Raw genomic sequence first — 11772 nt, forward strand, 5'->3', positions numbered from 1 at the left:
AGAATTTGAAATATTAGTTTTTTGACTTATTAAATTTTAACTGAATGGCGGCCGTGGAATAATTGGAGTTCGCCACTTGTACTTTTTCTTTTTTGCCAAACAGAGAGCCGGTCGCGGCTGGTTTTTCTGCTGTCCAGCTGATTTTCACTTCATGGTAAGTGTTTTTATTGGCTACCATTGGAGGCTGAATAGTTATTTTATTTATAGTGAATGTTTTTTTGATTTGGACAGGGGGCAATGGCATTCCATCAGCTGTAATCGGTTCTATTTTCTTACGGTTAATAGGTGGGGAAATGTTCACCTCAGAAGAAGGTAGTTTATTTATTGCTATTTTATCAGGTGTTCTTTCCTGTGGATTTAATACTTCAGGTGCTAAATAATTGTCAGGAGCATTTAACTTTGGTTTTTCTGTGAGTAAAGGTGTTTTTTCGTCACCCTGAAAGGATAGGAAGAAACCAATTCCTGAAAATAACAGAAACATGGCTACAGCCGCAGCGCCTAAATAGTACCAGATAAGTACCTTTTTTGGTTGATCATCAAGCCTATGTTCAATTTGCTCCCAAATCTCGGTATCGGGCTCCCTGACAGGAAGCTTTTTAATGTTTTCACCAAGTTGCTGGTCAAAGGTTTTCCTTTCTAAAATTTTATTCCATAGCTCTGGGTTTGGGTTGTGTGTTTTCATGCCTTTAGGAGCTTAGTGATTCGACTTTTTAACAAGGATTTAGCATAATGCAACTGAGATTTTGAAGTGCTCACTGAAATATTAAGAAGTTTTGCAGCTTCCTTATGCGAATAGCCTTCCACAGCGGTGAGTAGAAAAACAGCCTTGGCCCCATTGGGAAGACTCAAAATTGCCTGATCCAGAAGTTCTGCATCAAACCAGGAGTCGAATGCTTCAGTGGTGTCCACTTCATGATTTTCTACTGGTTCGAAATAGATTTTCTTTCTGCTATGGTTAATAGCCTTTCTAACGGCAATGGTTTTCATCCATGATATTAGTGCCTCAGGGTTTTTTAGTTTTCTTATGTTCTGAAAAACTTCTACATAAACCTCTTGTAGGATGTCGTGGGCTTCCTCTTCATCGCTGAGTATTCTATAACAAGTGGAATACAACATTCCTTTGGTCATTTCAAAAAGCTGAAATTGTGCATTTCGGTCATTTTGATTGATCCTTTTAATAAGTGTTGCATCTGGTTTAGGTATACTCATTTTTTGGCTGTGTATATAAAAGAGTCGTTCTAAAGGCAAAAGGTTGGAAAGCGAATAAAAAACTTTTGTAAATGTGAATCCTGGCTTTTACCCAAGTTAATCTTTTTACCTGATGGACCAAAGGGGTAGGTTGAGCCCAGGAAAAGAATTGGCTTTAAAGTGAATATTGGAATGCTGATAATAAAAGCCGGTTAACACTTAATGGTCTTCAGTTTTATTTACAGCTGTATTGGAAGGGTTAGTGTTAAAAATACTCCATTCATCACTTTTATACTTTGAAAAGTTATTTTTTATACCCTATAACTGGTTAAGTTTTATTTAATCTTTAATTAAGTTAAATAAGGAAAAATTGTTTGTTACTTGAATAAAATTTAATAGGTTTAAGGTAACGTAACCGATAAGATGATTAGTATTATAATTCTCTGATTAGGCATATTTAATTCCAATTTTGGAATTTTTACTATGATTATTATTTGAGTTACAAAACCAAATTAATCTTTATATAAGTATAATTTAACCACTTAAATCAATCAGTTTTGAAAAAAAAATACAATGGAAAAATGGGAAAGGAAGAATTCCTTCCCGTCCGTAGCAAGATCAACCGCCTTTTTTATTTAGGGGTTTTCACAATGATCTTATTTCTGGGTTCAGGGCTTGCCTCAATGACCCTTGCGCAACAACGAACCGTCTCTGGTACCGTCACTGATGTGGAGAGCGGTGAAACACTTCCTGGTGTTAATATCTTAATCAAGAATACGAATATTGGAACAGTCACTGATATAGATGGCGCCTTTAGTTTAAATATACCTGCAGAGGATGCTGTTTTGGTTTTTTCCTTTGTAGGGTTTGTAACCCAGGAGCTGCCTGTCGCTAATCGACAAATTCTTTCGATCAATCTTAGCCCAGAGCAATCTGATTTAGATGAAGTAGTCGTCATAGGCTACGGTACACGGAAGAAAACTTCTGTTACCTCCTCTATTTCTAAATTAGAAAACCAAAACCTGGATCAATTGCCGGTTGGAAGGTTAGAAAATGTCCTTGCTGGAAGAATGGCTGGGGTTAATATTTCCAATACCCGTAACCGACCAGGTGACGCGCCTGACATTAGGGTTCGTGGACTCGGTTCCATAAGTGCAGGGAATGACCCTTTGGTAGTCATCGATGGCTTTCCAGGAGGAAGCTTAGGTCAATTGAACATGAATGATGTGGAATCCATTGAGGTGTTGAAAGATGCTTCTTCTACTGCTATTTATGGTTCAAGAGGTGCAGGTGGAGTAATTTTGGTGACAACCAAAAGAGGTTCGAGTAAAAAACCTGAGTTAAAAATCAACTCTTATTTTGGAATGTCCAATGCCCTTGTTCATGACGATTGGTTGACAGGAGACGAATGGCACAGCTATTTGACCAAATATCAGAACAGGGAATTTGCATGGGCTGGGGGAGACACTTCCATTCCTATTTGGGGAGATCCAAGAAGACCTTTGACCTACCAGGTCAATCCACTTACCAAAGAACTTCCTCAAACCATTTGGCAGGATGAAGTGCTTCAGACAGCTACCATTCAAAATCACAACATATCCCTTTCTGGAGGTACAGAAAATACCAAGTATTACTTGTCAGGTACTTATATGGATGAAGAAGGAGTGTTAAAAACTTCTGGCTATAAAAAATACAGTTTCAGGGCCAATGTGGATGTGAAAATCAATGAAATGATAAGTTTAGGAATGGAATTGAGCCCATCCTATTCCAAAACAAGGTATGCAGGATCCAATATGGTTTCCCTGGTAAAATACCCACCCTTTGTCAGCCCTGATTACATTGATGGAAAATACTCTCGTACCTATGATTATATCCCAACTGGACACTCCGGACAGGCTAGTCCATATGTTTACCTTTATGGAACGGAGAATTATTCCAATGTTTTTACCAATATAGGTAGGGCCTTTATCAATTTGAACCTCATGGATGGATTAAGTTTCAAAACCTCTGTAGGAACCAATATTGCCTTCACTAACAATGATTATTGGAGCGGTGGAATTGGAGATACTCGCGTAAATACAAACGGAAATGTCTCGGACGCAAGAAGTATCAATCTAGTCAATGAGAATGTACTGAATTATACCAAAACGTTTAATGAGGTGCATAATGTAGGTGGTTTACTTGGTGCTTCTTACCAAAATTCAACCTCCAGATCTCTTGCGATGTATGCCGTTTCCAATTCGTTTAACAACGATAAGGTAAAGACGCTTAACAATGCCATCATCAACCCAGCCAATACTACACAGTCTAAATCTGAATGGGGCTTGGTTTCTTATTTTGCTAGGGTAAACTACGCTTATAAAGACAAATACCTCTTGGAAGGTTCTTTCCGACGTGATGGTAGTTCCAGATTTGGTCCTGAAAATAAATGGGGAAATTTCCCTTCCCTTTCAGCTGCATGGAGACTTTCTGAGGAAGAGTTTATAAAAAACATTCCTAATATTTCAGATTTTAAATTAAGAGCCAGTTATGGTGTTACTGGGAATTTTAACATCGGTAATTTTCAGTATTTAGGTTCAGTGGGTTCAGTAAGTTATTCACCCAATAATTTATTGGTGAATGGGATTGTTCAGAATTCCATGGCGAACCCAAGGCTATCATGGGAAAAAACCAAAGGCTACGATTTCGGATTTGAGATAAGCTTTCTTCAAAATAGGTTTAGCCTGAATGTAGATTATTATGACAACCTAACCACGGGCATGTTGTACAATGTAAACACTCCGGCCATTACTGGTTTTAGTAGTATCATAAACAATGTAGGTGAAGTAAGAAACAGTGGCCTGGATGTGGAGATCGATACCAGAAATCTGGTAGGAGAGTTCAAATGGAATTCTTCATTTAACCTTTCCATGAATAAAAATGAAGTGACCGATCTGGGAGAAGTGGATGAGCGAATCAATACTTATTGGTCAATGGACTTTCTATTGAGAGAAGGAGAACCAATGTTTTCTTATTATGGCTACAAGTCTATAGGTGTTTTTCAGAATGAGGAACAGATTTCTCAAAGCCCTAGCCTAGCCGGAACCAAACCCGGTAACCCAATATTTCAGGACACGAACAATGATGGTGAAATTGATCCCGAAGACAAGGTGATCTTAGGAAGTTTTCAACCTAAAATGCAATTGGGTTTTTCCAATGAATTTTACTGGAAACAATTTGACCTAAGTATTTTCATGCAGGCTTCTTTAGGAGCCAAAATGTTCAATGCAGAAAATCAATATTACGAGGGCAACACTTTGGGCGCCATGAGAAGGTCATTGGTAGAAAACCAGTGGTGGTCTGAAGAAGAGCCGGGTGATGGCGTAAATCCTGCTGCTGCTTTAAGTCAATTGTTTGGATACAATACCAACAATGACTTTTACTTAGAGGATGCTTCCTACCTAAATGTTAGGAGCATAAACTTAGGTTATACCTTTCCTGATTTCTCAGAAGGAAAAGGAATTAAAAGTTTAAGACTCTATGCATCTGTTAATAACGCATTGGTTATTAAAAACAAAGGAAATCATGCCTACAATCCCGAAGGAACGACAAGAGGAGAAGTTTCAGGCATTAGCAGTACCCCTGGGGTAAACCTCGGTTCAGAACCCTTGAATAGAACATTTGTCTTGGGACTTAACATTGGCTTTTGATTGGTATAGGCACGAAAAAACAGAAAAATGAAAACTTACAAATTAAATATACTAAGCACATTAGCGATTTTGCTAAGCTTTACTTCCTGTCACGATGATCTGCTCAATCCGATCCCAGAATCATTATTGACCAATGTCAACGCTTTTGAAAATTCGAATGACCTGGACTTGGCAGTTTTAGGGATTTACAATCGATTGCAATCAAGGTTTCCAACGGATTATGAGTTGATGGAAATTCCTTCAGACAATATGTATGGTTATTATTTTGCGACCTCTCCAGGTATGGCAGAAATAGGCTTGCTTGATGTTAGCCCTGAAAATCCAAGATTGAATGTCTTTTGGAAGGATACCTACAATGGCATTTTTAGAGCAAATACTGTTTTGGCAAATATTGATGTGCCCACAGATTACAGTGCTGAATTAAAAGACAAACATACAGGTGAAGCCAAGTTTTTGAGAGCTTACTTCTACTTTGATCTGGTAAGGATTTTTGGAGGTGTGCCAGCAGTGACCAGTATCATAGAGGTGGCCGAGTCCAGACAGGTTCCAAGAGCCACTGAAGCAGAGGTTTATGCATTGATTTCCAGTGACCTGAATGATGCCATTGCCAAACTCCCTACTACTTCCGAACAAGGAAGGGTGTCCAAAGCAGCAGCCATAGCACTTTTGGCTAAGGTGAAAGTTTATGAGGAAAAATGGGAGGATGCCAAAACCTTATTGGAAAGGTTGTTTGCAGATTACGATTATGAATTATTGCCCGATTTTAAGGACCTTTTTCGCATAGAAACTGAGGTAAACGCTGAATCCATTTTCTCCTTACCCTATTTGGAAGGTACCAATGGTCATAGCCTAACTTATGCCTTGGCACCTACTGCAGGCGTTTACGGGATTATCAACAATGGTAGCAGGGTTGGAAGACCAACATGGAATCTGCATAAGGCTTATGATCCTGAGGATTCCAGGTTTAGTGTTACCATCACAGAATGGCAACGAACTTTCTCTTCTGCACCTGATGATGAACCTTTTTGGTTTCCTTACTTCAATAAATTCATCATTCCAATCGACAATATCAGTAGTTCAGGACTGGATTTGCCTGTTTTGAGATTGGCCGACATGGTATTGCTTTATTCCGAAGCACTTTACCAATTAGGTGATCAGGAAACTGCTTTGGCACAGTTGAATAGCATCAGAGAAAGAGCTTTTGGAGATTCGGACCATAATTATACCTTGGTAGACATTGCCACTCCGGAATTGTTCATGGACAAACTGTTATTGGAAAGAAGACTTGAATTGGCAGTTGAAAACAACAGGTGGTTTGACCTGGTACGTACTGGTAGATTTACCACAGCTTTGACTCAACTTGAAAGTGAGTACAATCCTTCAACTGAACAGGCGGTGATTCAAAATCTGAATGCACAAGCATACATGAAATATTTCCCAATACCTTATGAGCAAATTCAATTGGCAGCTCCAGGGGTAATGGAACAAAATGAAGGTTATTGATTAGATCGATTAAACATGGATTTAGCTAAAGGACATTCCTTTGCTTAATTCCATCGAGATTTTGTCAGTATTGTTGCTAAAAAATAGGCAACAATACCGCCAAAATCAGTACAACTCTATTTTCATGCCACGGGCTAACACCCGTGGCTATGATATTACGCCCCGTCGGGGCTTGTGAAATGACATTATATAAGACGGTTATTTCACAATTCCCGTGAGTGTAGAATGAGTTGAATTTAATTATACAATGGACTTTGGGATAGGATTTATATCCTAAAATAAGTTAACTTCTTGAACAAAAAACAATAGGTCATGGGCATGACAAGAAGAGAATTTTCACTTAGTGGAACTGTTTCCATTTTTGGTTTAATGACGGGTGTTCCATCTGTTGATTTCAGAACGAGAGCATCCGGAGAAAATGACTTTGATTTGATGAAAGAAGTGAATAAGTACAGGAAAATAGATGCCTATGCTACTTCTAATATGACTCTGGATCAGCTCAAAGACCAAATTGATTTTGCAGACAGGCTATCTATAGAAAAGATGTTTGTTGGCATGCCCATGTTGCCTATAAAAGCTACTCAGGAAGAGTTTAGGAGTATCAATGATAGGGTGATCAAAGGAGTAAAAGCTTATCCTGATCGATTGGTTGGGGAATTTACTATTAACCCTACTTATAAAAAGGAGGCGATTGATGAAATCAACCGCTGTGTAGACAATGGGCTGGTAGGGACTCGCTTGTACAATCAGGTAAAGATCAGTGATCCTTTGTATGAGCCCATTATTGAAAAGCTCTCTGCATTAAAAATGATTGTTTTTATGCATGGAGAGTGTCAGCTAGGAGTAGGAGGGTACCGAATGAAATATGATGCTGGAAAATTGACTAGCACTTCTACACCAGAAGATTTTGTAGCTACTGCAAAGAAATTCCCAGATGCCAATTTCCAATTTGCACATATAGGAGGCGGAGGTGATTGGGAATGCATGTGTAAAACCTTTGAAAATACGCCCAATATATATGTGGACACAGGAGGTAGCAATAACGAAGAAAACATGATAGACTTCGCCCTCAAGTATTTGGGTGAGGACAGGCTTTTTTTCGGAACGGACAACAGTTACTACCAAAGCGTAGGAAAAGTACTGGCTTCTAATCTCAATGAGCGACAGAAAAAGAAGCTGTTTTTCGATAATTACAATGGCTTGCTGAAGAAAGGAGGCTTTGGTGTTAATTGATATCAATGCCTATGTGGGCAACTGGCCATACAAGCAGATGGCGTATTCTACCTGTGAAGCACTGCTGAAAAAAATGAATCAGTTTGGAGTTGACAAGGCTGTAGTCGCCAATATGAGCGGGATTTTCTATAAAAATTGTCAGGCAGCCAATGAGGCGTTGTTTGCTGAAATTAAATCCTCTGCCACCTATAAAGAAAGAATTGTACCATTTGCCATTATTAATCCCGTCTACCCAGGGTGGAAAAGTGATTTTGAAAAGTGTGTAAAAGCCGGAATTAAAGGCATACGTATTTATCCCCAATACCATGATTATCAATTGAAGGATTCCGTATGCGTTGAATTGGTGAAAATGGCCCGAGACCATGACTTGGTTGTTGGGCTGACCATGAGAATGGTCGATAGCCGACAGAAATCGTGGATGGACTTGGATCAATTAGCAGGGACAGATAAACCCGAGCAAGGATTAGTGGATTTATTGCCCATAATAAAGGAAGTGCCAGCGGCCAAATACTTTATTTTAAACCTTGCAAATGGTTATCAGCTTAAAAATGACGACTTTGAGTTAATTATGAAAAGTAAGCTGCTCATGGATACTTCCGGTCGATCCCTAGCCAATATGGCGCAAGCACTGGAATTCTATGGGGCAGATAAATTTGCTTTTGGGACACATGCCCCGATACTGGATTACCTAACAGGAATGTTGCGCATTGAATCATTACTCGAGGAAGAAGCAAGCCAAAGTACCAAAGATTTGCTGAGGTGGAGAAATGCCCAAAGCATGTTGAACTTATAATTAGGATCAATTGGCCTATACTTTTCATGACCGAATGACGAATCAGGAAATTATCCTTAAAACAATTAATGCCACATAAGCAATGAACAAAGCATACAGTAGGAGAAAATTCATGGCTGGTCTTTCTACCAGCTCTTTGGCCATAGCCGCCACACCTGTTTTGCCTGGACTGGGCAATGTATTGATCCAAAACAATGAAAAGCTGGCTATTTTAGGAGGCACAGCTATAAGAGAAAAAGGCAGGATAGGACCAGCTTGGCCTTATGTGGATGATCAAATGGTGAATGCCATCGTCAAAACAACCCGAAGTGGCATATGGAGCAGAATACAATCTGCTACAGGCAATGTGCCCACTTTTGAAAAGGAATTTGCCAGGCAGATTGGGGTTGGGTACAGTGTAGGAACAGGATCTGGCACCCAGGCCTTAAGTACTTGTATAGAAGCACTTGGTATTGGTCCAGGTGATGAGGTGATAACTTCTCCTTACACAGATATGGGGACTATTTCTTCTATTTTGACCAGCAGGGCGCTACCGGTGATGGTAGACCTTGACCTTACTTCATTCCAGTTGGACCCAGAGGAAGTAGCCAAAAAAATCAATACAAATACAAAGGCCATAATGCCGGTCCATATTATGGGCGTACCTGCGAACATGGAGCGTATCATGGAATTGGCGAAAAAACATGGTTTGAAAGTAATAGAAGATTCCTGTCAGGCACCTTTTGCCCGCTATCAGGGAAAAGCCATAGGTACCATAGGAGATTTGGGCTGCTTTAGTTTTCAGGCAAGTAAAGCCATTGCCTGCGGAGAAGGAGGAGCTGTGGTCGGAAATGATCAGGTTTTGATGGAACAATGTTATACCGTTCAGAACAGAGGGGCTTCCAGAAAAGGGAGGAATGAGACCATTGGCCCAAAATACCGAATGAATGAGTTTGAAGGGGCCATCCTTATGGCACAGTTGCCGGGGGCCAAGGATAGGTTTTTGAAGCGAAATGAAAATGCAGAGTACCTTATAGCTCAGTTGGCAGGTATTCCGGGATTGACTCCACAGAAAAAGTACCCAGGAACCGAAAGCAGTTCCTATTATCACTTTGCGATGTCCTTTAACAAAGAACATTTTAATGGTGCTGACAGGAGCCTTTTCTTAAAAGCGCTGAATGCGGAAGGGATTCCTATGGGCTCCTATATTAAAAACGGACTGCACAAAGAACCTTGGATCCAACATGTTTTGGGCTTGGATGAATACCAGACCATGTATACAAAAGAAAGAAGGGAAGCGTACGCTAATTCGCTGGATCTCCCAAATTGCGATAAAATTTGTAACGAAACGCTTATCTCCTTCTGGGGCTCTGGAATGCTTTTAGGCTCTCGTCAGGAAATGGACGAGATAGTTGCCGGGATTACGAAAGTATACGAAAACAGAGACAGTTTGAATAAAATCAAAAACAGCTGAGAAACTTTAACCACCATTGAAAGCCTGAATAACAACATTATGAAAAAAGTAAACCGCCGCAGCTTTTTTAGTACCACACTTAAAGCCACTGCCGCTGCCTCATTGCCACTTAGCTTTTCGACCAACCTACCGGAGGATGTAAAAAGTAAACCTAATTTGTTTGCCGGAAAACCTGGGGTCATCGATACCAATGTCAATTTGTTTGACTGGCCATTTAGAAAACTGAAATATGGTGAGACCGATGCTTTGCTAGCCAAGCTAAACAAACACAGGGTGGAAAAAGCCTGGGCAGGCAGTTTTGAAGCACTTTTTCACAAAGACATCAATGGCGTCAATGAACGATTGGCCAAGGAATGCAAGCAAAAAGGCAAGGGAATGCTGCTCCCATTCGGTACAGTAAATCTGGCTTGGCCGGATTGGGAAGAAGACCTGAGGCGTTGCCATGAGGTATACAAGATGCCGGGCGTTAGGATTTACCCCATTTACCAAACCTTTGATCCAAGCCATCCGGATTTTGAAAAATTGGTAGCTCAGGTAGAAAAAAGGAAAATGATTCTGCAAATTGTAGGAGACATGGATGACAGTAGAAATCACCACCCGATCGTCCTCACGAGAGGAGCAGACATGAATCCTTTGGTGGACATTATTAAAAAATACCCTAAGGTAAAAATTCAAATGCTTTACTGGACACATAAAATTACCGGTAACCTTTTGGAACGATTCATTAAGGAGACCAATGTGGTTTTTGACACCTCCAGGATAGAAGGTAGTGGAGCAGTAGGAAGGTTGATTGAAGGCAATCCATGGAATGGGAAGAAGGGTATTCCGTTGGCAGCAGAGCGGGTTTTGTTTGGCTCTCACGCTCCTTATTTCCCTGTAGAGGCAAGCTTTCTGAAACTGATGGAATCACCATTATCGGTAGAACAGGCCAATGGGATTTTGCAGGGGAATGCCAATAATTTCATGAATTCTTCTTTATAGTTAATTTAAAATGCCAATTACCTTAATCAATCCATTATGAACAATTTCGCCATAGATCCCCATTTATACGGACTTCCAGATATAGAAGAATTAAAAGCATTTAGAATTTGGGACACCCATTACCATGGGTTTTTGACAGGAACTGAGCCCATAAAGCAACACCAGGAAATGCTGTTTTATGTAAAAAGAATGGGGCTGGAGCGTATCATTTCTGTGGATATAGGGGGAACCCTAAGCGACCCTCTGGATCCTAAACCACATGATGCGGCCCAACTAGAAATCTTGAACAATGATCCAGACTGGATTTCTGGAATTATCCCCATAGACCCTGGTTTTCCGGATGAGAGTTTAGCAAAAATGAAAAAGTGGATTGCTAACGGACCTTGTGTGGGGATAAAGTATGTAGGGGGAAATAAACTGGGAGTGACCTGTGATGCAGATCAAAACGATAAGATTATTCGCTATGCCGCCGAATTAGGAGCTGTGATTTATATCCATACCTGGATTAAAGTAGGGGGAGAGCCTAGGTGGCCAGGAGGAGGAAACCTGGATGGAGAATCCACCCCAATGGATGTAGCGACACTTGCCAAACGATTCCCGAATGTGCCATTGATTTGTGGACATGCGGGTGGTGATTGGGAGTTGGCGGCGAGAGCTATCAGACCTTACGAAAATGTATTGTTTGAATTTAGCGGTGCAGATCCGCATTCAGGTTCTGTGGATTATGCGGTAGATATAGTAGGTGTTGACCGAATCGTTTGGGGTGGACATGGACCAAGTCGCTCTTTTTCTACAGAAATGGCTAAAGTCCTAGATGCCTCCCTTTCCCAGAAAGAACGCATGAAGGTATTCGGTGAAAACTACCGGAAAATTGCAAAACCAATTTTTGCATCAAAAGGCATTAACATTACGGTGTAAGTAGCCTATCTGTG

The 11772-nt window shown here is 40.4% G+C and carries 9 protein-coding genes; 7 read left to right on the plus strand and 2 right to left on the minus strand.

Annotated elements, in window-relative coordinates; genetic code table 11:
- Positions 1 to 13: 13 nt before the first annotated feature.
- Together AC0L7T_RS09655 and AC0L7T_RS09660 are read right to left on the minus strand one after the other, a co-directional pair.
- A complete protein-coding gene (locus tag AC0L7T_RS09655) occupies positions 14 to 682 on the minus strand; it encodes a hypothetical protein (RefSeq protein WP_473342354.1) in 669 nt (222 codons plus the stop codon).
- Complete coding sequence (locus AC0L7T_RS09660; RefSeq protein WP_473342355.1) at positions 679 to 1209, minus strand: RNA polymerase sigma factor; 531 nt, start codon at positions 1207 to 1209, stop codon at positions 679 to 681. Before AC0L7T_RS09660 ends, AC0L7T_RS09655 begins: the two co-directional genes overlap by 4 nt.
- A gap of 536 nt (positions 1210 to 1745) precedes the next feature.
- Here AC0L7T_RS09660 and AC0L7T_RS09665 point away from each other — a divergent pair.
- From AC0L7T_RS09665 to AC0L7T_RS09695, 7 genes are all read left to right on the plus strand, one after another.
- Complete coding sequence (locus AC0L7T_RS09665) at positions 1746 to 4877, plus strand: SusC/RagA family TonB-linked outer membrane protein (RefSeq protein WP_473342356.1); 3132 nt, start codon at positions 1746 to 1748, stop codon at positions 4875 to 4877.
- A 27-nt stretch (positions 4878 to 4904) separates the two neighbouring features.
- Positions 4905 to 6380: a RagB/SusD family nutrient uptake outer membrane protein gene (locus AC0L7T_RS09670; protein ID WP_473342357.1), complete on the plus strand. Its 1476-nt coding sequence runs from the start codon at positions 4905 to 4907 to the stop codon at positions 6378 to 6380.
- Positions 6381 to 6698: 318 nt separating this feature from the next.
- A complete protein-coding gene (locus tag AC0L7T_RS09675) occupies positions 6699 to 7613 on the plus strand; it encodes an amidohydrolase family protein (RefSeq protein ID WP_473342358.1) in 915 nt (304 codons plus the stop codon).
- Positions 7603 to 8406, plus strand: coding sequence for an amidohydrolase family protein (locus AC0L7T_RS09680; protein WP_473342359.1), 804 nt, complete (start codon positions 7603 to 7605; stop codon positions 8404 to 8406). Before AC0L7T_RS09675 ends, AC0L7T_RS09680 begins: the two co-directional genes overlap by 11 nt.
- 82 nt (positions 8407 to 8488) lie before the next feature.
- Positions 8489 to 9859, plus strand: a complete 1371-nt coding sequence (locus AC0L7T_RS09685) for a DegT/DnrJ/EryC1/StrS family aminotransferase (protein WP_473342360.1) — start codon at positions 8489 to 8491, stop codon at positions 9857 to 9859.
- A 39-nt stretch (positions 9860 to 9898) separates the two neighbouring features.
- Positions 9899 to 10840 (plus strand): amidohydrolase family protein, encoded by a 942-nt coding sequence (locus tag AC0L7T_RS09690; RefSeq protein WP_473342361.1) that lies wholly within the window; start codon positions 9899 to 9901, stop codon positions 10838 to 10840.
- Between the two features lie 36 nt (positions 10841 to 10876).
- Positions 10877 to 11758, plus strand: a complete 882-nt coding sequence (locus tag AC0L7T_RS09695) for an amidohydrolase family protein (RefSeq protein ID WP_473342362.1) — start codon at positions 10877 to 10879, stop codon at positions 11756 to 11758.
- Positions 11759 to 11772 lie beyond the last annotated feature (14 nt).

The organism is Cyclobacterium sp. 10D3-21 (genome assembly GCF_055809755.1).